The 23,490-nt window shown below is 71.5% G+C and carries 17 protein-coding genes; 5 read left to right on the top strand and 12 right to left on the bottom strand.

What is annotated here, in order from left to right; all coding sequences use genetic code 11:
* Positions 1-185: 185 nt before the first annotated feature.
* The gene (locus FO059_RS15955; RefSeq protein WP_143909945.1) at positions 186-1,298 is read right to left on the bottom strand and encodes a DMT family transporter; all 1,113 of its coding nucleotides are present in this window, start codon (positions 1,296-1,298) and stop codon (positions 186-188) included.
* Between the two features lie 87 nt (positions 1,299-1,385).
* On the opposite strand from FO059_RS15955, the gene FO059_RS15950 reads away from it, so the two are divergent.
* Both FO059_RS15950 and FO059_RS15945 read left to right on the top strand, forming a co-directional pair.
* Complete coding sequence (locus FO059_RS15950; protein ID WP_143909944.1) at positions 1,386-2,282, top strand: LysR family transcriptional regulator; 897 nt, start codon at positions 1,386-1,388, stop codon at positions 2,280-2,282.
* Positions 2,283-2,387: 105 nt separating this feature from the next.
* Positions 2,388-2,660, top strand: coding sequence for a hypothetical protein (locus FO059_RS15945; protein WP_143909943.1), 273 nt, complete (start codon positions 2,388-2,390; stop codon positions 2,658-2,660).
* Between the two features lie 96 nt (positions 2,661-2,756).
* Here FO059_RS15945 and FO059_RS15940 read toward each other — a convergent pair whose 3' ends face one another.
* The 6 genes from FO059_RS15940 to FO059_RS15910 form a co-directional block, all read right to left on the bottom strand.
* Positions 2,757-3,173: a helix-turn-helix domain-containing protein gene (locus FO059_RS15940; RefSeq protein WP_143909942.1), complete on the bottom strand. Its 417-nt coding sequence runs from the start codon at positions 3,171-3,173 to the stop codon at positions 2,757-2,759.
* An 88-nt stretch (positions 3,174-3,261) separates the two neighbouring features.
* The gene (locus FO059_RS15935) at positions 3,262-3,738 is read right to left on the bottom strand and encodes a PNPOx family protein (RefSeq protein WP_143909941.1); all 477 of its coding nucleotides are present in this window, start codon (positions 3,736-3,738) and stop codon (positions 3,262-3,264) included.
* Between the two features lie 64 nt (positions 3,739-3,802).
* Positions 3,803-4,612 carry a shikimate 5-dehydrogenase gene (locus FO059_RS15930; RefSeq protein WP_143910835.1) on the bottom strand — a complete coding sequence of 270 codons (810 nt, stop codon included), beginning with the start codon at positions 4,610-4,612 and terminating at the stop codon, positions 3,803-3,805.
* Between the two features lie 68 nt (positions 4,613-4,680).
* The gene (locus FO059_RS15925; RefSeq protein WP_143909940.1) at positions 4,681-6,705 is read right to left on the bottom strand and encodes a M13 family metallopeptidase; all 2,025 of its coding nucleotides are present in this window, start codon (positions 6,703-6,705) and stop codon (positions 4,681-4,683) included.
* A gap of 65 nt (positions 6,706-6,770) precedes the next feature.
* The gene (locus FO059_RS15920) at positions 6,771-7,712 is read right to left on the bottom strand and encodes a peptidase associated/transthyretin-like domain-containing protein (protein ID WP_143910834.1); all 942 of its coding nucleotides are present in this window, start codon (positions 7,710-7,712) and stop codon (positions 6,771-6,773) included.
* A 411-nt stretch (positions 7,713-8,123) separates the two neighbouring features.
* Complete coding sequence (locus FO059_RS15910; RefSeq protein WP_143910833.1) at positions 8,124-13,760, bottom strand: ATP-binding protein; 5,637 nt, start codon at positions 13,758-13,760, stop codon at positions 8,124-8,126.
* A gap of 733 nt (positions 13,761-14,493) precedes the next feature.
* Here FO059_RS15910 and FO059_RS15905 point away from each other — a divergent pair.
* Together FO059_RS15905 and FO059_RS15900 are read left to right on the top strand one after the other, a co-directional pair.
* On the top strand, positions 14,494-15,663 hold the full coding sequence (locus FO059_RS15905) for a trans-sulfuration enzyme family protein (protein ID WP_143910832.1): 1,170 nt from the start codon (positions 14,494-14,496) through the stop codon (positions 15,661-15,663).
* Between the two features lie 132 nt (positions 15,664-15,795).
* Entirely contained in the window at positions 15,796-17,433 is a 1,638-nt protein-coding gene (locus tag FO059_RS15900; RefSeq protein ID WP_143909939.1) for an NTF2-like N-terminal transpeptidase domain-containing protein, read from the top strand.
* Between the two features lie 15 nt (positions 17,434-17,448).
* Here the strand turns inward: FO059_RS15900 and FO059_RS15895 are convergent, their stop codons facing one another.
* Positions 17,449-18,369, bottom strand: coding sequence for a LysR family transcriptional regulator (locus FO059_RS15895; protein WP_143909938.1), 921 nt, complete (start codon positions 18,367-18,369; stop codon positions 17,449-17,451).
* Between the two features lie 101 nt (positions 18,370-18,470).
* Between FO059_RS15895 and FO059_RS15890 the strand changes: the two genes are divergently transcribed.
* Positions 18,471-19,610, top strand: coding sequence for a YeiH family protein (locus tag FO059_RS15890; protein ID WP_143909937.1), 1,140 nt, complete (start codon positions 18,471-18,473; stop codon positions 19,608-19,610).
* Between the two features lie 203 nt (positions 19,611-19,813).
* Here the strand turns inward: FO059_RS15890 and FO059_RS15885 are convergent, their stop codons facing one another.
* The 4 genes from FO059_RS15885 to FO059_RS15870 all read right to left on the bottom strand — a co-directional run bounded on the left by FO059_RS15885 (position 19,814) and on the right by FO059_RS15870 (position 23,225).
* Positions 19,814-20,803 (bottom strand): alpha/beta fold hydrolase, encoded by a 990-nt coding sequence (locus FO059_RS15885; protein ID WP_143909936.1) that lies wholly within the window; start codon positions 20,801-20,803, stop codon positions 19,814-19,816.
* A 50-nt stretch (positions 20,804-20,853) separates the two neighbouring features.
* Positions 20,854-21,465, bottom strand: a complete 612-nt coding sequence (locus tag FO059_RS15880; protein ID WP_143909935.1) for a MarR family winged helix-turn-helix transcriptional regulator — start codon at positions 21,463-21,465, stop codon at positions 20,854-20,856.
* Positions 21,466-21,480: 15 nt separating this feature from the next.
* The gene (locus FO059_RS15875) at positions 21,481-22,005 is read right to left on the bottom strand and encodes a cupin domain-containing protein (protein WP_143909934.1); all 525 of its coding nucleotides are present in this window, start codon (positions 22,003-22,005) and stop codon (positions 21,481-21,483) included.
* Positions 22,006-22,127: 122 nt separating this feature from the next.
* Positions 22,128-23,225, bottom strand: coding sequence for an alkene reductase (locus FO059_RS15870; RefSeq protein WP_143909933.1), 1,098 nt, complete (start codon positions 23,223-23,225; stop codon positions 22,128-22,130).
* Between the last annotated feature and the right edge of the window lie 265 nt (positions 23,226-23,490).

Below are 23,490 nucleotides of genomic sequence, written 5' to 3'. Positions count from 1 at the left end.
GAGCGCCGTAGTTGCCGATGCGCACCGGTTCACCGGGGATTTCCGGGTGGCCGGTGCGCTTCGCCGTTCCGGCCGTTCCGCGCCCGCCGAGCAAGGGTTATTCTGTGCGTCCATGCCCCGCGGGCGTGCACTTTTCGCTTGGTCGGAGGCAGCAGGTGGTCGGCGGCAGCGGACCGGCCGGAGGATCAGCGACTGTCCACCGGGGCGGCACTGTCCGACTCGATGATCTCGACGGGCCGGATGCCAGAGGCGCGGCGGCCGCGCAGCCGGCGCCAGCGCGTCGGCTCGAGATCGACGGGCGTGGGCCCGGAGTCGGCGTCGCGGGCGGCGGTTCGCCGCGGCTCGAAGGCCACCACCGCCACCGCGGCGATCACGACGACGCAGCCGAGCAGCTGTGCGTGCGTGGGCCGCTCGCCCAGGATGGCCATGGCGAACACCACGGCGAGTGCGGGCTGCAGGAGCAGTATTGACGCGCCCACCTGGGACGGCAGCTTGGGCAGCGACGCGCCCAGCAGCACCCACCCGAGGATCTGGCCGACCAGTGCGAGGGCTGCCAGCCAGCCGATGGCGCCCCAGCCGGGGGTGAGGTCGATGCCGCCCCATGCGGTGCCGGACGCGGTCCCGACGATGCCGGCGGTCACCGTGGCGACGAGCACCTGCGAGTTGGGGCCGCCGCCGCTCGACTTCCCCGTGCGGCCGATGATGATGATGTAGCCGGCGAACGCCACGCCGGAGAGCAGCCCCAGTGCAGTGCCGGCCAGCGGATCGGATCCGGCGGCGGAGTCGCCGCCGAGCACCCCGCCGGCCAGCGCGATGCCGAGGAACATCACCGGTACGGACAAGACGAACCGCATCGGGATCTTGTCGCGGAAGAACGCCCAGGCCAGCAGCGGTACCACGAGTACCTGCACGTTGTTGAGGATCGTCGCGATGCCCGCGCCGATCATCGCGATCGACTGCGTCCACAGCGCGAAGTCGAGCCCCAGGAACACCCCGCCGAGGGCGTGCAGCGCGACGGTGCGGCGCGACGGTGCGCCGTTCCTGCGGATCTCGGCGTAGGCGAGGAACGCGAGGGGCAGCACGGCCAGAAGGCAGCGGTAGAACACCACCGTCGCAGTGGAGGCGTCCACCAGCTTGGTGAACACGGCGGTGAGCGAGATCGAGGCCGCTCCGGCAGCGGCGACGAGGCGCGGATCGAAGCCGGGGCGTGAAGCGGGAGTCCCCGTCGCGGGGGCCAGGGCGGCCGACGTGCTCGGAGCGCCGGGGGCGAGTGTGCGCGACGGGGAACGGAAGGCCATGCATCAATAATGTCGGCGTGAACAATACAGCACAAGTGACGTGTTGTCAGCAATATGCATTAGTAAATGTAATGTATCATGGGACACATGCTGAACGTGGAGCGACTGCGGGCGTTGTGCAGCGTCGCGGACCTGGGATCGCTGGCCGCTGCCGCTGAAGCGCTGCACGTCTCGGCATCGGGCATCTCCCAGCAACTCGGCCGTCTGGAGAAGGAGCTGGGCGTGGCGGTGGTCGAGCGGCAGGGGCGCGGGGTGCGGCTCACCGACGCCGGGGCGCTTCTGGCCCGCCGGGGGCACCGGATCCTGTCGCTGCTGGAGCAGGCCGAATCCGAGGTGGCGTCCATGCACGGCGACGTGGTGGGCGCGCTGCGGCTCGGGGCGTTCGTCTCCGCCAGCCGCACGGTGCTCCCGCGGGCCGTCGCCGCGCTGCAGACGCAGCATCCCCACCTGGAGGTGACGCTCGCCGAGGGGGAGGCGGAGTGGCTGATCCCGCACGTGCTGCGCCGGCAGCTCGACCTGGCGGTGGTGGACAGCTGGTCCACGCTCCCGCTGGAGATACCCCAGGACGTCTCCATCCACTTCCTGCACCGTGACGTGGCGGACCTCGCCCTTCCCGTCGATCATCCGCTGGCGTCGAAGACGGTGGTGAACCTCGCGGACCTCTCCGGGGTGCCGTGGGCCGCGTGGAGCGAGGGGACGGGGTTCCACGATTGGCTGGTGCAGTCGCTGCGCGGCCAGGGGGTCGAACCGCGGATCGACTACCGCGTGGCCGAGTTCGCCACGCACCTGCAGTTCGTCGCGAGGGGGCTTGCGGCGGCGCTCATTCCGCGCCTGGCGCACCTTCCTGTGCCTGCCGGCGTGCGTGTGCTGCCCACGGAGCCGGAGCTGTATCGCGAGGTGTTCGCGCTGTCTCGCCGCGACAACGACCGGCCGACGGTGCGGGCGGGGATCGCCGCGCTGCAGGGCGCCTTCGTCGAGACGTGATGCGCCCGCCGTGCGGAACGGGGATGCGCGTTAGCAATGAAACTGCTAACGTGTTAATCACGCGGGGTAGAACCGCACCACTCGAATCGGACTGAGGAGCATTCCATGGCGAACACCGACAAGACCGCGACCGTGATCGACGGATCCGTCGACTCCGATGGGAACGTCGCAGGCAGGATCGTGTCCGTCGTCAAGCAGGCGGGGCTGTACGGCGTCGACACCTACGAGAAGTCGCTCGAGCGCGGCTTCGGATTCCAGAAGAAGATCGCGGGCATCACCGGCGTCAAGCCGTTCGGCGCCCTGGTGGAGACGCAGGAGAAGGTGGTCATGGGCGTGAGCGGCGCCGCCACCAACGTGCTCCGGGGAGTCTTGTCCTGACGCGACGTCTCCTGAGGCGTCCTCTGACGCGTCTCCGACGTCACCCGTCCGACGCAACGGCGCGGGGCCCGCAGCGACTGCGGGCCCCGCGCCGCTTTACGTGTCCGCCGATCCGGAGCCGTCGTGGACGGCGGCGGCCCGTCCGGTGCCGCGGCCGCGTCGACGGTTCTCGGTGGTGACCTGACGGAAGGTCGAGTACATCTCCTCGAGCGTGGCACGTTGGGCGTGCGTCAGGTCCGGGTCGCGCCGGATCGCCGCCACCACCTCGGGCTGCCCCTCCGGATCCGACGGGCGCGCCGAGTTGAACAGCATCTCGGATGACAGCTTGAGGTTCTCGGCGATGGCCTCGAGCACCTTGTCGCTGGGTTCGCGCAGGTTCCGCTCGATCTGCGACAGATACGGATTGGAGATCCCCACCATCTCCGCGAGTCGACGCATGGGCAACGAGGCCATCTCACGCTGGGTGCGGATCAGCTCGCCCAGTGTGGGCCGCCGCTTTTCCCCTTCTGCCATACCCTGATGATAATCGGCCGTCGGGCGGGGAGACCGCTCGACGGGCGGGCACACCAGGCGGACCCGATGGAGCACGCGGGCCGGGCGTTCAGTTGGGCGGGGCGGCTTCGTCCATCACCAGGATGCCGACCCGGCCGGCGAGCGCACGCATGGGCCGGGGCAGGGCGTTGCCGCCGGAACCGTCGGTGACGATACGGGGGTCGGTGAGCTCGAGGATCCGGCCGCGGCGGCGCAACCGGCAGCCCTGCGCGGCGAAGATGTTGCGCACCCAGTCCGAGCGCGCGCCGTAGGGGAGGGCCACGCTGACAGTGCCCTTGCGGAGCAATGCGAGCACCGGCGTCTCGTAGGCTCTCCCGCTGTTGCGGCCCACGTGCAGGATGACGGCCCACGGCGGCACGTGCGGTGCCCACACGCCCTGGACCCGGTTGGTGAACCGCCGGTTCACCCGGGGAAGCCAGCGCGGGGCGATGACGGGGGTGGCGGGCGGCGTCCGGCGGGCGACCGGCTCGTTGTTCCCGGTGCTCTCGCTGGTTCCGGTGCCGCCGTCTCGCGAGCCGTCGTCCATCTTCCGCACCTCCGCCTATCGGCCGCGCGCAGCCCGGGCCACGCCGGGCTCCGGCGGCGCCCTCTCACGTGCGACGCGAGTACTCCCGTGCCCGGCGGACTTGATCGTCGTCCGGGCGAGTCCCCGTGTACAGCCGGAACTGCTCCGCGGCCTGCAACGCCATCACCGCATCGCCCGTGACCGTGCGGACGCCGAATTCCTCGGCCAGCGCGATCAGCGGCGTGCGGGGCGGCGACGCCACCACGTCCACCACGGTATGCGCGGCCGACACCGCGGCGCGCGGGAATGCCGGATCCGCCACGGCGGCGTCCGGGTCCGCCCCGGCCATGCCGATCGGCGTGGCGTTGACGAGAACATCCGCCCGGTGCCCGCCGGGATCCGGTACCCACCGGGCGCCGCACCGTTCGGCGAGCGCCGGGCCGGCCTCCTCGTTGCGCGCGGCGATCACGATGTCGTCGAACCCGGAGCGCCGCAGCGCCGCCACCACCGCCGACGCCATGCCCCCGCTGCCCGCGACGAGCGCGCTGCGGCCCGTGCCGACTGGCAGCAGCGCCTGCACGGCGAGAACATCGGTGTTGTAGCCGGTGAGCGTGCCGTCATCGTTGACGATGGTGTTCACCGCGCCGATCGCCTCGGCCGAAGGATCCAGCCCGTCGAGCATCGGGAGGACGTCCTGCTTGTAGGGCATCGACACCCCGCAGCCGCGGATACCGAGCGCGCGGATGCCCGTGACGGCGCCGGCCAGATCGCCCGTCGTGAACGCCTTGTAGACGAAGTTCAGCCCCAGCTCCGCATAGAGGAAATTGTGGAACCGGGTGCCCACGTCGCTGGGCCGCGCCGCCAGTGAGATGCACAGGCGCGTGCGGCGGTCCAGGCGGTTGACGCCCGCGTCGGCGGCCGGCGGCCCGGCGCCGTACGGACCCGTCGCCTTGCGCGGCGCACTCACCAGATGCCGACCCGCTCGCTCGGCGGCAGATACAGCGCGTCGTCCTCGGAGACCCCGAACGCCTCGTAGTACGCGTCGATGTTGCGGATCACGCCGTTGCAGCGCAGATCCGGCGGCGAGTGCGGGTCGATGGTCAGCCGACGGACGGCCTCCGAGTCGCGGACCTTGGTGCGCCACACCTGCGCCCAGCCGAAGAACACGCGCTGCACGCCGGTGAGCCCGTCGATCACCTGTGCGTCGCCGCCAGTGCGCTCGAGGGCGATCCGGTACGCGGCCAGCGCGATCGACAGGCCGCCCAGGTCGCCGATGTTCTCGCCGATCGTCAGCTCGCCGTTGACCTTGTGCTCGGGCAGGCCGCGGGGGGAGAGCTTGCCGTACTGCTCGATCAGCGCGCGGGTGCGCACGCCGAACTCGGCGCGGTCGTCGTCGGTCCACCAGTCGACCAAGTTGCCGTCTCCGTCGTACTTCGCGCCCTGGTCGTCGAATCCATGGCCGATCTCATGCCCGATCACCGCACCGATGCCGCCGTAATTGGCGGCGTCGTCGGCGTCCGGGTCGAAGAACGGCGGCTGCAGGATCGCAGCGGGGAACACGATCTCGTTCATGCCCGGGTTGTAGTAGGCGTTGACCGTCTGCGGCGTCATGAACCACTCGTCGCGGTCCACCGGCCCGCCCAGCTTGTCCAGCTCGAAGCGTGACTCGGCCAGATTGCCGCTGCGCACGTTGCCGAGCAGGTCGTCGGCCGTCACCGTGACCGCGGAGTAGTCGCGCCACCGGGCCGGATAGCCGATCTTGGGCGTGAACTTCTCCAGCTTGGCCAGCGCCTTCTCCCGGGTGGCCGGTGTCATCCACTCCAGCTCGGAGATGTTGCGGCGGTACGCCTCCAACAGGTCCTCGACGAGCACCTGCATGCGCTCCTTGGCCTGCGGCGGGAAGTGGCGCTCCACGTAGAGCCGCCCCACGGCCTCGCCCATCAGCTCCTCGACCAGCGACACGGCGCGCTTCCACCGGTCGCGCAGCTCCTCGGCGCCGGTGAGGGTGCGGCCGAAGAAGTCGAAATTCTCGGCGACGACGGCGTCGGTCAGATACGGCGCCCGCGCGTGGGCCAGCTGCCACAGGGCCCACTCGCGCCACTGCTCCAGCGGGCGCTGCGACCACAGCTCGGCCAGGCCGGCCAGGAAGCTCGGCTGCCGGACGATCAGCTGCTCCGGGTGGGCCGAAGCATCCGCCCCGGTGGCGTCGACCGTGGCGGAGAGCCACTCCCGCCAGGGGAACCCCGGATACTGTTCGGCCAGTTCGGCGATCGTGGTGGCGTTGTAGGTGAGGTCGGCGTCCCGGTTGCGCACCCGGTCCCAGTGGGCCTCCGCTATCGCCGCCTCGAGTTCGACGATGCGCGCCGCAGCGGCCTCCGCATCACCGCCGCCGGCGAACCCCGCCAGCGCCAGCATCCGGCCGACGTGCGCGGCGTACTGCGCGCGGATCCCGGCGTGCGCGTCGCCGCGGTAGTACGACTCGTCCGGCAGGCCGAGCCCCGACTGGTTGAGGTGCAGCAGGTAGCGGCCCGAATCCTTGGCGTCGGTGTCGACGAAGAGCCCGACGACGCCGCGCACTCCGCCGGCCTGCAGGCGGGCGACGGCCACGGCCAGCTCGGTGGGGGTGGTGGCGGCGCGGATGCCGGCAGACTCCTCAGCCAGCGGCGTCGTACCGGCACGCTCGGCGGCCTCGGAATCCATGAGGCTGCGGTAGATGTCGCCGATCTTCCGCTGATCCGACCCCTCGGCGGCGGCGCCGGTGCGCGCAGCCTCGACCGCCTCCTCGATGATGACGCGCACGTCCTTCTCGGCCTGGTCGTAGAGGGTGCGGAAGGCCCCGTCCACGGCGCGGTCGGCCGGGATCGCGTGCTCGTCCAGCCACTTGCCGTTGACGTGGGCGAACAGGTCGTCCTGGGGGCGTACGTCCGGGTCCCGGAACGAAAGGTCGATGCCCGACGGGAGGTCTGCGGGGCGCTGCGAATCGCTCATGGGCCCCATACTTCCATCGCAACGCCGGATCGCGCACGGACGGCGCGCAGCCGCAGGCCGGCGGCTCAGGCGTCGATGCCGAGGTTGAGCGCCGTCAGCATGGAGCCGTCGGCCGGCCTGCTCACCGACAGGCCGGTGGGGTCGTAGATCGAGTCGGAGTCGTTCCGCGTGTCGCGCTCCCCTCGGCGGTCGTACGGCGCGGTGTCCTGGTAGACCGCGTCGGTAAGCGCGTCGTCGAAGAACAGTTGCGTGGTCAGCACCGTCTTCTTATCGATGTGCACCTTGATGTGCACGTGCACCGCACGCCCGCGGTACCAACCGGGGAAGATCGAGGTGAACCGGACGACCCCGTCCGCGCCGGTGACCTGGGCGCCGCGCAGGAAGGTGGCGTCGTCGGACGGCGTGGATTCGGGGTCGCCGACGCTGTATCCGCCGTCGGAGAGCTCGCCGGAACCGCCCGGCTGAGCGGCGCCGTCCGGCGGTGGGCCGCCCGCAGGCGGGGCGCCCTGCGGGGGCGTCCCGGCACCCTGTGGCGGTCCCTGTTGAGCGCCGGGCGGCGGACCGCCGGCTGCCGGCCCGCTCGCGAAGCCCGAGTACACGCCCACCGCGTCGCAGTGCCACACCTCCACCACCGCGTTCGCGACCGCGCCGGACGCCGGATCGGCGGTGCACTGGGCGAGATTCTGCACCCGCAGCGCGAGCTCCATCGGCAGCCCGGTGCGGTCCTCCCGGATGTCGCTGCGGATCGAGTCGACGTCGAACCAGTACGGCCCCTGCGTCTCCTCGGCGGTCATCACGCACTGCGGCGCGGAGTCGAGCATCGCCGTCAGCTGCTCGCCGACCGATCCCGTGACAGCCCCTGTCGGTGTGGCCGCGGTGGCCTCGGCGGTGCCCGCCGCCTGCGATCCGCACGCGGCGAGCAGTCCCGTCGCGCCGAGCAGGCCGCCCAGTCCGAGCGCGCGCCGCCGGGTGAACCGCGCGCCCGGCGAATCGGAGCGGGGGTCCACCCCGCGGTGGTGGTTGTCCGGCGTCAACGGCGTGGGCACGTGTTCCTCCTTCGGCGGGCGACGCAGGGCACGGTCGGGTCCTGGGCGGGCGCCCGGAAAGGACGTTACGAACCGCGGTTGGCAGGTCGCTGTGGGGAGCCTGTGAAATTCCTGTGAGCCGGTCCACTTCGGTGCGAATGTCCTGCCGCCGCGCGCCGATTGTCGCGCCGCGCGCCGGTTGCCACGACACGCCGAGAGAATGCGCGCGCAGGAGGATGATCGGCGCGCGGCGCGGGGGCAGGCGCGGGGGCAGGCGCGGGGGCAGGCGCGGGGGCAGGCGCGGGGGCAGGCGCGGGGGCGGGCGCGGGGAACCGGCGGAACGGCGACCGGGCCCGGCGCGAAGTGCGCCGGGCCCGGTGGTGCGTCTGCGGCCTACTCGGAGGCCCGCTTCATGCCGCGCTCCACGGCCGCGATCAGCTGGGGCCGCAGCTGCTCGGCGCTGACGATGGTGTGCACCGAGCCCACCTCGCGGGCGCGCTCGATGTTGTGCACGGCCTCGAACTCGGAGGCCACCTCGCCGAGCTTGGCGGAGCGCACCTCCGTCCAGGCGGCGGACAGCTCGACGCCGACCCGCGCCTGCTCGGCCTCGGTGGTCGCCGCGGCCAGCTCGGCCTCCAGCCGGCGCACGGTCTCGTCGGCCTTGGTGCGCTTGTTGACCTCGCGGGTGAACACGACGGCCGCGGCGGGCGCGCCGCCGAGCACCGACGCGTAGGAGCCCTCGACGGCGAGCACCTCCATGTTGTCGTTGAGCGCTCCGGAGAACACGACGAACGCGCCGCCGTGGTACCGGGAGACCACGCAGAACACGATGGGCCCGTCGAAGTTGACGATGGCCCGGCCGATCTCGGCGCCGTACTGCAGCTGCAGGTTGCGCAGCGACTCGGGCGAGCCGTCGAAGCCGGACAGGTTGGCCAGCACGACGATCGGCCGCACGCCCGACGCCGCGTTGATGGCGCGAGCGGTCTTCCACGAGGACGCGGGGAACAGGGTGCCGGCGGTCCACGTGTCGGGCCCGTCGGCGGGAAACCAGCCCTTGCGGGGGATGGCCCGCGATTCGATGCCGATCACGCTCACCGGGTTGCCGTCGAGGTGCGCGTCGAACACGACGGACGTGTCGGCGTCCTTCATGTCCGCCCAGCGCTCGAGCGGCGCGTGGTCCTGGTCGACGACTGCGCGCATGACGGTGCGGATGTCGAACGGCTTCTTGCGCTCGAGGTTCTTCTCGGCGGAGAAGATCTCGCCGACCGTCGTGAAGTCGCTGCCCGGGTGCACGTGCGGGTAGCTGCGCACGTCGCGGTCCACGGGGTCGGTGCTGACGGCGCGCCGGGGGAACCGTTCGCCCGGCGCCACGTAGGAGTGCTCGTAGTGGGCGACGAGCACCTCGCATGCGGCGCTGAGGTTGGGCGCCCAGTACTGGGCCTGGCCGTTGGGGCCCATCACGCGGTCGTAGCCGCCGATGCCGAAGTTGTCCTCGGCGGACACGCCGCCGGAGTAGTCCAGCGACTGCTTGCCGGTGAGCACCATGGCACTGTCCGGCGTCATCACCAGGATGCCCTTGGTGTGCATGAGCATCGTCGCCTCGGCGTTCCAGTACGGCTGGGCGCCCACGTTGATGCCGGCGACGACGACGTTGATCTCGCCGCCGTTCTGCGTGAAGGTGATGATCTTGCGCAGCGCACGGGAGACCCAGTCCATGTTTTCGGTGCCCGAGTCCATGGCGATGGTGGCGCCGGAGGACAGCGTGAACCATTCGACGGGCGCGCCGAGCTCCTCGGCGAGGGTCAGCGCGGCGACCACGCGGGAGCACTCGGCCTCCGCGACGGTGCCGAGGGCCCGGGTGGGGTCGCCGAACAGGGCGACGCGCTTGACGCCCTCGGGGTACCGCTCGGTGGGGATGGTGACGACGCCGGTGATGATGCCGGCCTTGTTCTCGCCGTACGGGCGGTCCACCGGCGCCAGCGTGAGCGTGCCGTCGTCGGCCAGGTCGTGCTCGACGAAGGTGCCGTCGGGGCCGGTGAGCAGCGGGATCAGCTCGTACGGGTACACCGTGCCGCGTGCGCGTGAGCGCTGCACCTTCTGGGTGTAGGCGGAGACCGGCTGCATCGGCCGGGCGGGAGGCTCGGTGATGGACATGACCACGCCCGCGCCGGAGCGGTAGGAGAAGCGCACGGCGACGTCGCGCGTCCCGGCCTGCCCCGCGCCGCCCTGGCCCGGTTCGGCGGCGTCGCTGATCGATGCCATGAGGATGATCTGCTCGATGCCCGCGCCCTGGGTGATGGGCGCGATGTTGCGGGCGATCTGCTCGATGCGGTCGGGGGCCAGCGTGATGGTGGGCCAGATGTAGAGGACCACGCGGTTGGCGTCGAGGCGGCGCTTGCCGGCCCGTGCGCCCTGGGCCCGGCGGATGCCGTCCAGGCAGGCGGTGAGCGTGCGCTCGATCTCCGGCATGCCGACGACCTCGCCGGCGGCGTCGAACTCGGGCGTGGCGTCGCGGACCTCGGCGAGTGCGATCAGCCGCTCGTCGCTGGGGTTCTCGCGGCCCTCCAGGTGGTACAGGTACGTGCCCGGGGCCGCGGGCATGCGGGTGCCCACGAAGTTCTTCAGCCGCCACAGGTCCAGGCGCTGCGCGGTGAGCGGGTGCAGGTCGCGGATGACGACCTCCTCCTGCGGGGCGCCGTCTGCGTCGGGGCGGAAGGTGAACTGGTGGTTGGGGCCCGTGTCGGAGCACACCGTGAAGGTGACGCGCCGACCGTCGCCGGTGGTCTCCCGGCCCGCGAGCAGCGTGCGGAGTTCCTCGCCCACGGCGTCCGGGTCGGTGATGGTCTCCGGCCAGGTGATGTACAGGTCGGTGACGAGGGTCCGCGTGCGCTCGCCGTCCGCGCCGCCCGCGTACACGCCGGCGGTGATCCCGTCGACCTCGTCGAGCAGCTCCGAGATCGAATCGTGCGAGCCGAGCGCGGACACCAGCCGCAGGGTGTCGCCCTGCAGCGTGTAGGAGCCGGTGACGAAGTGGTGGCCGCCCCGGCTGGTGAGCTCCACCCCGGTCAGGTCGCGGATGTCGTAGTAGCGCCGGGTGATGACGTCGAGCAGCGGGCCGGCCTCGGCGGCGTCGCGCGCGACGTGGGCGGCGAGCAGGTCGGTGAGCGGCTCGGGCGTGGAGATCAGGCGCGCGATGCGGCGGGTGTAGTCGGTGGCGCGCGGGTTCTCCGCGAGCCGCGCGAGCACGCCGCGGATGCGGTCGAACGAGTCCTGCCGGGTCTGCGCGATGCGCGGCTGGTCGTAGAGCCGGAACCGCAGGTTGCGCGCCGCGTCGCCGATCACGGGGTAGCGCAGCTGGGTGGCGACGATGAGGCGGTCGAGCACCTCGGCGAGCTGCTCGGGCGGGGTCGCGGCGGCGTCCGCGTCGGCCAGGGCGAGCGGGTCGGCGTCGTGCGTGGTGCCGGCGTCGGCCGGGCGGGCGGATCCCGCGGCGTCGCTGAGCCAGCGCTCGAGCAGCGCCGCGACCACCGGGATCTGGTTCTCGGTGCGCTGCTGCGAGAGGAACACGCGGTAGACGGCCTCTTCGAGGGTCTGGCCCTGGCGGTCGGACGCGTCGCTCTCCACCTCCTTGGGGGTCACCCCGTAGTGGCGCAGCGCGCGGGCCAGGTTCTCCTGGAACGACGGCGGCAGGCCCTCGCGCTCGGAGTCGAGCGAGTAGAGGAACGCGTGGAAGTGTTCGCGCGGGCTGTGGACGGACTCGTCGCCGGACTCCTCCTCGTAGGTGGGCCGGTTGCGGGAGAGCTCGCACACGTCGGCGAACGTCGTGAGCAGGTTCAGCTCGGCGTCGACGATGGCGGAGTCGTCCGCCAGGCCCGAGCGCAGCTGCTGGTACTCGTCGAGCAACGCCTGCGCGCGTTCGCCCGGCACGTCGTATCCGGTGATCATCGAGGCCATTACCTCGATGAGGTGCAGCGCGCGTTCGCGCGGGTCCTGCCCCGCGTCGGTGCTGGCGGTCGACGGGGTGAACTCGATGCGCGGGGCCGCGGCCGTCGCAGCGCCCTCCTCGCCCTCCGGCTCGACGCGGATCAGGGCGGCGCCGGCATCCACCTGCGAGTTGACGGTGGCGACGACCTCGCTGACCCGGCCGGCGATGGGCGCGCGCACGGCCGTCTCCATCTTCATGGCCTCGAGGACGACGAGCTGGTCGCCCGCCTCGACCTGGTCGCCGACCGCCACGGGCACGGCCACCACGACGGCGGGCGCGGGCGCGCGGACCACGCCGGCCTCGTCCTGGCTGATCTGATGGCTGACGCCGTCGACCTCCACCAGGTACTGCGCGGGCCCGGCGACGGTGACGACCTGGTGCCGCCGGCCGTGCACGGTGAGGCGCGACTCGTAGAGCCCCAGCCGGTCCACGCCCACCTCGACCTCGCCGAAGTCGCCCTCGATCAGGTAGCTGCGGGGGCTGATCTGGCCCACCGTGAGCTTGTAGGCCTGGCCGAGGTAGCTGAGTTCCACGGTGCGCCCGATGGTGTGCGAGGCGCGGGGGCGGCCGCCACGGGCGGACGACAGGAAGTTGGTGCGCTCGACGGACTCCTCGACGTCGTAGGCGTGCGCGGCCGCGGCCAGCAGCGCCACCTCGGCGGTCTCGCCGGGGGCGCCGCCCACGCCGGCGCCGGTCTTGTCCAGCCAGCCGGTGTCGGCCGCGCCGCTGATGAGGTCGGGCTCGTCCAGCAGTGCGAGCAGGAACGACTTGGTGGTGGTGCCGCCGTCGAGGACCACCGTGGTCTCGCGCAGCGCGGTGCGCAGGCGGGCCAGGGCCTCGTCGCGGTCGCGCCCCCAGGCGATGATCTTGGCGACCATCGAGTCGTAGTCGGGCGGGATGACATCGCCCTGCGCGATGCCGGTGTCCACGCGCAGGCCGGATCCCAGCGGGAACTTGCACAGCTTGACCGTGCCGGGGGCCGGGGCGAAGCCGTTCTCCGCGTCCTCGGCGTTGAGGCGGGCCTCGACGCCGTGCCCGAACTCGGGCGGGCAGTCGCCCTCGAGCTTCTCGCCGGCGGCGGTGAGGATCTGCAGCTTGACCAGGTCGATGCCGGTCGTGATCTCGGTGATGGGGTGTTCCACCTGCAGGCGGGTGTTCACCTCGAGGAACGTGAAGATCTGCTGGCTGGGCTGGTAGAGATACTCGACGGTGGCCGCGCCGTGGTAGCCGGCGGCGTGGACGAGGTCGGCGGACACCGTGCGCAGGTGGTCCTTCTGCTCCTCGGTCATGAGGACCGAGCTCGACTCTTCGATGACCTTCTGGTTGCGGCGCTGGATGGAGCAGTCGCGCACGCCCGGGGCCCACACGTTGCCGTGCTTGTCGGCGATGATCTGCACCTCGACGTGGCGGGCGTCGGTGACCAGGCGTTCGATGAACACGACCGGGTCGCCGAAGGACCGCTCGGCCTCGCCCTGGGTGCGCTCGAGGGCCAGCTCCAGCTCGTCCTCGGCGTAGACCTTTCGGATGCCGCGGCCGCCGCCGCCGCTGCGCGACTTGATGATCAGCGGGTAGCCGATGGCCTGGGCGTGGCGGCGGGCGTCGGCGCGGGTCTCGACGGGTCCGCCGCTCCACGGGGCGACCGGCACGCCGACCTTCTCCGCCAGCAGCTTGGCCTCGACCTTGTCGCCGAGGAGCTTCATCGCCTCCGGCGACGGGCCGATGAACGTGATGCCCATCCGCCGGATCATGTCGGCGAAGGCGGGGTCCTCGGCGACGAAGCCCCAGCCCACCCAGACCGCGTCGGCCCCGCTGCGCCGCAGCGCGTCCGCCAGTGCCTCGTGGTCCAGGTAGGCGTTGCCCGGCCCGGTGGGGCGGATGCAGACGGCGTCGTCGGCCTGGCGGACGAACATCGCGCGCCGTTCGGCGTCGGTGTGCATCGCGATCGACTGGATGCCGTAACCGTGCTCGGCGTTGAGCTCGCGCACGGCGCGGATGAGGCGCACTGCAGACTCGCCTCGGTTCACTACCGCAATCCGCTTGAACATCGTCATCTGAACCATCGCTCTCGTCGTCGCCGTGTCCTGGTCCCGCATGGCGGGCGCGCGCTCTGCCCGTTCCGTGTCGCTCCCCGCCCGTGCCGCCGCGCTCCGCAGAGTCGTCTGCGGAGGCCGGCGGCCGTTCCCCGTGGTCCGCGCAGCGGTCCGCAACCCCATTGTCGGCGATCCGCCCGTGGTGGACGGCGGATCGGCGCCCGCCGGGTGCCCGGGGCGGGGTTCCCGTGGCGGGTTCGCGCGCCGGCCTCCCCGGGCGCCGGGATTCGGCCCGGCCGGGTCGCCGACGCGGGAGACCACACCAATAATGCACATTCCGGTGGCGCGTGTCATATCAGCGTCCTAATGCGCATTGGCCTGCGCAACGCCCCGGATTTCGGTGTCAGGAGGGCGTCGTGGACGGTGGGAAGAATGCCTGTGAACTGCCGTTCCGGCAGCGTCCGAAGGGTTCGGGATTCCGCTACCAATGGGTAATGGAATTGTTACCGGCAGGTATGGGAAAAGCTACCGACGGGTATGTGGCGGCGTACTCGTGGGTAGTGATTCGGCGACTGTAATCGATGACACATCGCGGGCCTTCCTCCGGTGCGGCGGAGGCGCCGGGACGGACGTCCGACACGGTGCGTGCGCCCCCGGGGCGCGGGGGCCGCCGCCCGCCCCGGCATAGATTGGGAGCGTGAACGCCGATGACTCCTCCGCTTCCGGTCCCGCACCCGCACCCGACGTGATGGGTCCGATGACCACGGCGGTGCACGTGGGCAACGAGATCGACCAGGGCACGGGTGCGGTGCGTACCCCGCTGGTGCTCGCCAACTCCTACGCCCTCCCGTACGACCCGTCGCAGATGAGCTGGTCGAACACCGAGGTGCCGTTCTACACCCGCAACAGCGGCGTCAATCAGCTGGCGCTGCAACGCAAGCTGGCGGCGCTCGAGGGTGCGGAGGACGCCGTCGTGCTGGCCAGCGGGGTCGCCGCGCTGCACGGCATCTTCTTCGCCCACCTGCAGGCCGGCGACCACGTGGTGGTGGCCGACGTCAGCTACGAGGCGATCTTCCGGCTGTTCTCCGACCTGCTGCCGCGCAAGTACGGCATCGAGGCGGACTTCGTCGACGCGTCGGACCCGGAGGCGGTGCGCGCGGCGATGCGCCCGAACACGCGGCTCGTGCACCTGGAGACGCCGGCCAACCCCACCACGAAGATCACCGACATCGCGGCGGTGTCGTCCATCGCGCACGCCGCCGGCGCGCTGGTCTCGGTGGATTCGACGTTCGCCACGCCGCTGCTGCTCCGCCCGCTGGAGCTGGGCGCGGACTTCGCGGTGCACTCGCTCACCAAGTACATCAACGGGCACGGCGACGCGATGGGCGGCGCGGTGCTGGGGTCGCGAGCGCTGATCGAGCCGATCAAGGCGGACGCGATGGTCGACGTGGGCGGCGTGATCAGCCCGTTCAACGCGTGGCTGATCGGGCGCGGCGCGACCACGCTGCCGCTGCGCATGCGGCAGCACTGCGCCAACGCGCAGGCGATCGCCGAACTGCTGGAGTCGGACGAGCGCGTCGCCTACGTCTACTACCCGGGGCTGGAGTCGCACCCGCAGCACGCGCTGGCGGCGCGGCAGATGCGCGGCGGATACGGGGGGATGCTTGCCTTCGCAGTCGACGGCGACTCCGCTGCGCAGAACCGCTTCGTCGCCAACCTGCGCATCGTCACCTCGGCGGTGTCGCTGGGCCACGACGAGTCGCTGATCGTGCACGTCTCCGGCGACGGCCCGCGGGTGGCGCCGTACCCGGAGGAGTTCAGAAGGTACGGCCACCTGCGGTTCTCCGCCGGCATCGAGGACACGGAGGACCTGCTCGACGACGTCCGCCAGGCGCTGGACGCCACCTTCGGGGGCTGATCCGGCGCGCATACCGGAAAACGCGCCGCGCCACGCCGTCATTCGGAGGAAACTGCAGGTGGCGACGCGGTTCCGCGATCCGCCCGGGCACCCTGCGCCTGTGCGGGGGCATCGGCATAGGACAATCGTGATGTGAGGAGGACATCGACGGTGAAGACCCGGGGGCGCACGCGCCGCACGCTGGCGGTATTGGCGGTGACGGCCGCGCTGGTCGCGGGCCTCGTCGCGTGTGCGGACACCCCGTCATCGGCGGAGAACATCGTCCGGCAGTTCACGGCGTCGATGAACAGCCGCAATGCGGCGTCGGCCGCCAACCTCACCGACAATCCGGCGGCCGCGCGTCCGGTGATCGAGCAGATGCTCACCGACCTTCCGGCCAAGGACATCGACTATTCGATCGAGCAGGTGGCGACCACCGGCGGCCGGTCCGGGAACGTCAGCCTCGAGGCCAAGTGGGACTTCGGCGACGGACGCACCTGGCGGTACACCACAGACGGCCAGCTCACCCAGCTGTCGATCGGCTGGCGGATCGTGTGGTCGCCGGGCCTGATGGTCCCCAATCTGGGCGTGGGGCAGTCGGTGCACCTGAACCGCACCGATGCCGCGGCGCCCACGGTGCTCGACGCCGCGGGCAAGCCGTACATGCAGGAACAGAAGGTGCACGAGGTGCGCCTGGACCCGGCGAAGGTGCGCGACCCGGCGGAGACCTCCCGCAGGCTCGCCGCGGCGCTCGCCCCGGTGGCGCCGCTGGTCACCGAAACCTCGCTGACGGCCAAGCTCGCGGACGCGCAGGGCAAGCCGGTGGACGTGGTGGCCCTGCGCGACGGCGATTACGCGGTGCTCAAGGGCACCCTGGACGCGATCCCGGGCGTGGCGGTGGCGGAGGAACCGCAGCTGGTGCTGGTCAACAGGCTCGCCACCTCGCCGGTCACGTCGGCGATCGCCGAGCGGTGGCAGGCCAGCCGCGACGCCACCGCCGGGTGGGAGATCACCATCAACGACCCGGACGGCACCCGGCACCGGGTCGCCGGGGAGCAGGGGCCCCCGCCGCCCGATCTGGCCACGTCGGTGGACCCGCACGTGCAGATCGCCGCGCGCAACGGCGTCGTGGGGGTGGCCCAGCCGGCGGCGATGGTGGCGTTCCGGCCGTCCACCGGGCAACTGGTGGCCGTGGCGCAGAACAACCAGGCGCAGCAGGAGAAGGGCATCGTCGCGCTCGACCAGGCCGACGAGCCGGGCGTGATCTTCCAGGCGTTCCTGGACGCGGCGGGGGTGGACCCCGGTGACAAGGACGCCGTCGCGAAGGCGGCGCGCCAGCTCGGCATCGGCGTCGACGTACCGGTGCCCGGGCTCGACGTGAGCACCGGCAGCGCGGGCGACGACGGCGTCACCGCCACCACCTACGGCATGGCGGTGGCCGCCTCGACCATCTCGGTGGGCGCGCTCCCGCATCCGGTGCTGTTCGCCGGCGACGCGGGGGACCCGCAGGGCGACCCGCCGGCGCTGCCCGGCGAGCTGCGCGACAAGTACCGCGCCATGATGCGCGAGTCGGTGCAGACGGGCGCCTTGTCCTCGCTGAAGCGTCACGAGGGGCTCGACGCGCTGACGGGGCAGGTGGTCAGCACGAAGCCCAACCCGCCCAGCTGGCTCATCGGCATCAAGGGCGACCTGGCCTTCGCGGTGTACGTGGCGTCCACCGACGGCGCCTCCAACGCGGTGATCGTCGCCGACCAGTTCCTGCGGTGGCTGGAGCGCCCGCCGTCGGAGTAGGGGCTCCGCCGGCGGTCAGTGTTCCGGCGAGTACTGCGGCAGCCGCGATCGCCGGGCCAGGTTGACCAGGTCGCCGGCCGGCCCGCCGAGCGTGCGCGGCGAACGCCACACGGCACGCAGCGTCCTGCGCAGGTCCAGGTCCTGCACCTGGACCTCGTGCAGCGCGCCGCTCGCGATCCACGGCGCGGTGGCCAGCGTCGACAGGACCGCGGGGCCCACGCCCGCCAGAACGCTCGTGCGCACGGCCGCGCTGCTCCCCAGCTCCAGAAGCGGGGACGGGCGCTGGTAGTCCGCGAGGGCGATGTCCAGCGTGGTGCGCGTCCCGGAGCCGGTCTCGCGCACCACCAGCGGTGCCGCCGCGAGCTCGGTGACGGTGAGGGGGCGGCGCAGCCGCGCCCAGGGATGGCCCTTGTGCACGATCACGGTGAGCCGGTCCTGACCGACCACGGCGGAATGCAGCCCCCTGGCCACGTGCGGGGACTCGATGAACCCCACGTCGTGCTCGCCGGCAAGGACCGCCTCCGCCACCTCGGTGGAGTTCTGCACGCGCAGGTGGACGTGCACCTCGGCGTGCTGCTCGCGGAAGGCCCCCAGCCACGACGGCACCAGGTGCTCGGCGACCGTCATCGACGCGCCGATTTTCAGTTCGGACTCGCGCTCGCCGCGCAGCGCGGACGCGGCGTCGAGCAGCCTCTCGGCGTCCGCGAGAAGCTCCCGGGCCCAGTGCGCGACCACCGTGCCCTGCGGGGTGAGGCGGGAACCGCGCGGGTTGCGGTCCAGCAGGGGCAGCCCCAGCTGCGTCTCGAGCCTGCGGACCCGGCGGGTCGCGTTGGGCTGGGCCATCCCCACGCGGCGCGCGGAGGCGCCGAGGCTTCCGAGGTCGTCGATGCCCACGAGAAGCTCGAGAACCGTGAGGTCGGGCCACTCCAACGTCATGCGTCGATCGTATGCCTCGGCTCTCGGTCATGCCGTAGAGGCATGGGCCCATCCGGGTTTGGGGGCTACTGGCGGGGGCGGAATGGCAGCACTGTGGTGGCATGACCCAAACAGATGTGGATACCGAGGCCGACGAGCCGCGTCGCCCCCGAACCGGCGCCGCGACCGTGCCCTCCGGTCCGGCGAGGGCGAAGCCGCCTGTGTCGCAGCGCTTCGCGTCGTGGGGTCGGGATGCGCTGCCCGGGCTCGCCTTCGTGGCGGTGTGCACGGGGCTGTCGATGCTGATCGGCCAGTTCACCCCGACGGTCAGTCCCCTGCTCATCGCCATCGTGCTCGGTGCATTGATCGCCAACATCGTCCCGCTGCCGCAGCGCATCGAGCCCGGGCTGACGTTCTCGGCCAAGAGGCTGCTGCGCGTCGGCGTCGCACTGCTGGGGCTGCAGCTGGTGGTCGGGGACATCCTCGACCTCGGCTGGGGCGTCATCGGCCTCATCGTGGCGGTCGTCGGCCTGGGCATCGTGTTCGGCATGTGGGTGGGCAAGCTGATGGGGCTCACCTGGACACAGCGCCTGCTGATCGCGTGCGGCTTCTCGATCTGCGGCGCGGCAGCGGTGGCCGCGGCCGACGGCGTGGTCGATGCCGAGGAGGAGGAGACGATCACCGCCATCGCGCTCGTCGTCATCTTCGGCACGCTCATGATCCTGGTGATCCCGCTGCTCACCGACCTTATCGGGATCACCGACGAGCAGGGCGGCATGTGGGCGGGCGCCTCGATCCACGAGGTCGCCCAGGTGGTGGCCGCCGGCGGGGCGATCGGCGGCGGCGCGCTGGCCATCGCTGTAGTGGTCAAGCTGGGGCGCGTGCTCATGCTGGCCCCAGTCCTCACCGCCATCGGGCTCATGCGCCGCCGGGCCGACAAGGTGCGCCTTGCCGCCGGGGGCACCGATGCGGAGACCGTCAGCGATCCCGCCGCGGTGAAGCGCCCGCCGCTGGTGCCGCTGTTCGTCGTGATGTTCATCGTGTTCGTGGCGATCAGCTCGACGGGGATCCTGCCCGACGGGGTGCTCTCGGTGGGCAAGACCGTGGAGACGGCGCTGCTCACGGCCGCGATGTTCGCGCTGGGCACCGGGGTGCGCGTGGCGACGATGAAGAAGGTGGGGCACAAGCCGTTCGTCCTCGCCACGATCCAGACGGTCTTCGTCGCGGCGCTGGCACTGGGCGGTGTGCTGATCCTGACCTGAGTGCAGGCGGCTCGGACCCGGGGAGGGGTCGCGGCGGGGCGGGTGCCGGAGCGATCCGGGCACCCGCCCCGCCGTCGCGTGATGGGGCGGTGCAGGAAGCGGCAGCCGGCGAGAACGCGGCCAGGTAACGCCCGACGGCTGCGGAGTCCCCTGCCGGACAACCGGTGCCGCGACTGCATACGCTTCCATCAACTCCCTCCCTGTCAGCGCGGGGGGTCGTCCAGGCCGTCGATGAAGTTCCGGGCGGTGCCGGCGATGGTGTCGGTCTCGTAGTCGTGGACGTAGTGTCCGGACTCCAGGATCACCTGGCGGCTGTCGTGCACCTTGTCCAGGAACGCGCGTTGGTATCCGCGCCAGGTGTCCGTGTCGATACCGGTCCCCTCGCCGTTCGAGGTGAAGAACAGCATCGGCACCTGCGGCGGAGGTGCGGCCCCGACCTTCTCGGCGTTCTCCTTCACAGCCTCGATCTCGCGGATCATCGGCGTGGTCTCGGTGCGCCGGTACAGGATAGCCCGGTAGACGTCCTCGTCCGCGGCGCTCAGCCCGCCCGACGCGATCGCCGGCCGACCGTCGGCGAACGACGGAGCCAGTCGCGTCAAGCCGAGCTTCGCCGCCACGGAGAAGGCATGCAGCAGAAGGCTGTTCGGAATCGCGATGTGGGAGTACGACTGCGGAACAGCTGCGTCCAGCCCGACGATCCCGGCGACCTCCTCAGGCTGCAGCTGTGCCCAGCGGATCGCTGCCAGGCCGGCCATCGAATGGGGGAACAGGACGTACGGGCCGTGCACACCGGCCTCACCGAGCGCCTGCCGCGTCTCGCTCAGAACCGTGTCCACGTCCCTCGGTTCGTCCGCGACATCGCTGAACCCGTACCCCAGGCGCTCGACGACCGCGATCCGGAAGTCGCCCGACAGCCGTGAGAACAGCGGCGTGAAGTCCAGGACCGGCGACGCGGTTCCCCCGCCGGAGAGAAACACGAGGGTGGGCGCATCCGGCGCCGCCCCCTCGCCGCCCTCGGTGTAGACGTGCATCCGATGCCCGTCGACGGAGACCATCGTGCCCGGCGGGTCGAGTAGCGCGTCCTCGCGATCCAGTGCGTTGCGGTGGTGGACGAAGCTCGCGGCGAGCGCGACGCAGACCGTGAGCAGCAGGGCCGTGCCCGCGACGGCCGCCCACCGCAGGACGCGTCTCATCGGCCCTCGGCCGGTGGATCCGGTCGTGCGCTGCGCGGCGCCTGCGCCGATCACGATCGCCTGCCCGCACGGTCGGCGACCGGGTCCGGGGACTCCTGCGCCGTGGCGTCCTCGCCGCCCCGCGTGATCGGTGCCTCGGTGAGGTTCGCTTCCAGGGCGGCGAGAGCATCGAGCGCGGCGGTGCGCTGGCCTGCGGTCCATTCGCCGATAGTCGAGGCTTCGAGCGTGGACCAGGCCCGCTCTACCTCGGCACGCAGCGCTCGACTCTGCCCGGTCGCCTCGACGATGACGACGCGGCCGTCTTCGGGGCTCCGCGACGTTCGCACCAGCCCGGCCTTCTCGAGGCGCTTGATCGTGCGGGTCATGGTGGGGGCCTCGGACTCCAGCATGCGTACGAGGTCGACCTGGCGCTGCGGCCCCTCGGCCCACAGGCGCATCATGACGAGTTCCTGGTTGGGGTACATGCCGACCTCCCGCAGGAGTTGCCCGGCCAGCGTCTTGTGCAGCCGCGCGACACGGAAGATCGCGTGGCTGACCGGCGCGAGCCGGGCCAGGATGTCGTCGCTGCCCTCGCCGGCCCGCGGCCCAGGCGTCTCGGCCGGGCCGGTCGAGTGCCGGACCTTCCCATCCCGCCGTCCTGGCTGCTCAGCCCGGTCGTCCATCCTGACCCTCTCGTCTCATTCCGTCGTCTCGAGGTTCTCGATCCGATACTGCGGCCCCAGCTCCACAGCAGTCTGCAGCCGCCGCCGGGACTCATCATCGTCCAGGTGCGGCAACTCTGTGCGGGTGGGCAAGGGCATCCCCCAGGCGGCGAAGTACCGATCGAGGCCGGGCGGCGTGATCATGCACAGCACCCGGGCCTGCACCCTCGCATTGTTGCGGAAGAAGTGCGGCGCCCTGGCCGGTACGTTGGCCGTCTCCCCGGCGGCGAGGGTGTGCCGCTGCCCGCGGAACGTGATGTCGATCCGCCCCTCGAGCACGTGGAACATCTCCTCGAAATCATGCCGGTGCGGCGGCGGGCCTCCGCCCGGCGGGATGAGCATGTCGATCAGCGCGTAGCGCCCGTCGGTCTCCTCGCCGGTGAGCAGGATCGTGTAGTTGTCGCCGACGACGCCGTAGTGCGGCAACTTCTCGTCGGAATCCGGGCGGGCGACGGCCAGGCCGCGTGCCGGGTCGTCGTGGCCGAGCGGGGCTGCGGTCATTGTCCACTCCTCTCTGTCGGACCAGGCCGGTCCTCGCGGCCGGCGCGGGTCACCAGGATGATGCGTCCGTTCGTGTCGCTATGCGTAGTCATGGCGTGTCCTTCCTGGGGGTTCATGCGGGGTCAGACGGCGGCGGCGGCCGGGTCGGCGGCACCTGTCATAGCCGGGTAGGTGGTGTAGCCGTGGTGGTCGCCGGCGTAGGCCTGGGACATGTCCGGGACGGCGAGCGGGGCGTCGGCGCGCAGCCGCGCGGGGAGATCCGGGTTCGCGATGAAGGACTGCCCGAACGACACGAGGTCCGCAGCGCCGCTGTCGATCAGCGCGAGGTGCTCCGGGCCGGTGCGCCCTCCCGGAGTGGCCGGATTGAGCATGAGCTGTCCACTCCAGGCCCGCCGCAGTTCCGGCGTGAAGTCCGGGTCGACAGATTCGAGGATGTGCAGGTACGCGAGGCCCAGGCCATCGAGGGCGTGCAGGATCAGCGGGTACACCTGCCGGTGGTCGTCCTCGACGATGTCGTTGAGCGGATTGGCGGGCGAGAGGCGCAGCGCCGTGCGCGGAGCGCCGATGGCCGCGGCGACGGCCCGCGTCGTTTCGATCACCATGCGTGACCTGTTCACGGCCGTCCCGCCCCACCGGTCGGTGCGCCGGTTGGCGTTCGTCGACAGGAACTGGTGCAGCAGGTACCCGTTCGCCCCGTGCAGTTCGACGCCGTCGAACCCCGCCGCGATGGCGTTGCGGGCGGCCAGTGTGAAGTCCTCGATCGTGCTCTCCACCTGTGCTGCAGTGAGCTGCCGCGGCTCGACGAAGTCCTGCATGCCGGCACTGGTGAACACCTGCCCCGCCGCCCGTACCGGTGAGGGGCCGACGGGACTTTGCGGCGTCGGGAAGGTGGAGGGGTGGCCGACACGGCCGGTGTGCATCAGCTGCGCGAAGATGGTCCCGCCGCGGGAGTGCACGGCCTCGGTGACGCGCTGCCACGCGCGGACCTGCACGTCGTCGTGCAACCCGGGCGTGTACGGGTAGCCCTGTCCGATGACGCTGGGCTGGGTCCCCTCGGTCACGATCAGGCCGGCTCCGGAGCGCTGCGCGTAGTAGGTCACCGTGTCCGCAGTGGGGCTGTTTCGGTCTCCATAGGCGCGGCTGCGGGTCATGGGCGCCATGGCGATGCGATTGCGCAGGGTCCGTCCTCCGAGATCGATCGGATCGAATGCGGTGGTCATGGGAATCGCCTCCCTGTCGAAGTCAACGTCATTACTTAGCCGAACAACTAAGTGCCGTCAGTATATTCCTTGGCCGAGCAACTTTCAAGGATGCGGCGTGGTTCGGGTGCGAGGATCCGGGCATGCTGCCCCGCCGTCACACTCGAAGTTCGAGCGTGGCGTCCATGTCACGCCCGGACTTCGAACGCGGTGATGCGTCGCGCCCGTAATTGTTTCAATCAGCGTGAAGTTGCGGACCACATCGCACGGTTGCGGCCGCGAAACG

Origin of the sequence: Tomitella fengzijianii (assembly GCF_007559025.1) — a bacterium.
Classification (GTDB): Bacteria; Actinomycetota; Actinomycetes; order Mycobacteriales; family Mycobacteriaceae; genus Tomitella; species Tomitella fengzijianii.
This window is presented reverse-complemented; position numbering and strand designations above follow the sequence as displayed.

What these genes read in the sequence shown, in the direction of transcription:
- FO059_RS15890 (WP_143909937.1), top strand. Translation starts at nt 18,471, where the DNA reads ATGACCCAAACAGATGTGGATACCGAGGCCGACGAGCCGCGTCGCCCC.
- FO059_RS15940 (WP_143909942.1), bottom strand. Translation starts at nt 3,173, where the DNA reads ATGGCAGAAGGGGAAAAGCGGCGGCCCACACTGGGCGAGCTGATCCGC.
- FO059_RS15910 (WP_143910833.1), bottom strand. Translation starts at nt 13,760, where the DNA reads ATGTTCAAGCGGATTGCGGTAGTGAACCGAGGCGAGTCTGCAGTGCGC.
- FO059_RS15905 (WP_143910832.1), top strand. Translation starts at nt 14,494, where the DNA reads ATGGGTCCGATGACCACGGCGGTGCACGTGGGCAACGAGATCGACCAG.
- FO059_RS15950 (WP_143909944.1), top strand. Translation starts at nt 1,386, where the DNA reads ATGCTGAACGTGGAGCGACTGCGGGCGTTGTGCAGCGTCGCGGACCTG.
- FO059_RS15875 (WP_143909934.1), bottom strand. Translation starts at nt 22,005, where the DNA reads ATGACCGCAGCCCCGCTCGGCCACGACGACCCGGCACGCGGCCTGGCC.
- FO059_RS15955 (WP_143909945.1), bottom strand. Translation starts at nt 1,298, where the DNA reads ATGGCCTTCCGTTCCCCGTCGCGCACACTCGCCCCCGGCGCTCCGAGC.
- FO059_RS15895 (WP_143909938.1), bottom strand. Translation starts at nt 18,369, where the DNA reads ATGACGTTGGAGTGGCCCGACCTCACGGTTCTCGAGCTTCTCGTGGGC.
- FO059_RS15945 (WP_143909943.1), top strand. Translation starts at nt 2,388, where the DNA reads ATGGCGAACACCGACAAGACCGCGACCGTGATCGACGGATCCGTCGAC.
- FO059_RS15870 (WP_143909933.1), bottom strand. Translation starts at nt 23,225, where the DNA reads ATGACCACCGCATTCGATCCGATCGATCTCGGAGGACGGACCCTGCGC.
- FO059_RS15925 (WP_143909940.1), bottom strand. Translation starts at nt 6,705, where the DNA reads ATGAGCGATTCGCAGCGCCCCGCAGACCTCCCGTCGGGCATCGACCTT.
- FO059_RS15885 (WP_143909936.1), bottom strand. Translation starts at nt 20,803, where the DNA reads ATGAGACGCGTCCTGCGGTGGGCGGCCGTCGCGGGCACGGCCCTGCTG.
- FO059_RS15880 (WP_143909935.1), bottom strand. Translation starts at nt 21,465, where the DNA reads ATGGACGACCGGGCTGAGCAGCCAGGACGGCGGGATGGGAAGGTCCGG.
- FO059_RS15935 (WP_143909941.1), bottom strand. Translation starts at nt 3,738, where the DNA reads ATGGACGACGGCTCGCGAGACGGCGGCACCGGAACCAGCGAGAGCACC.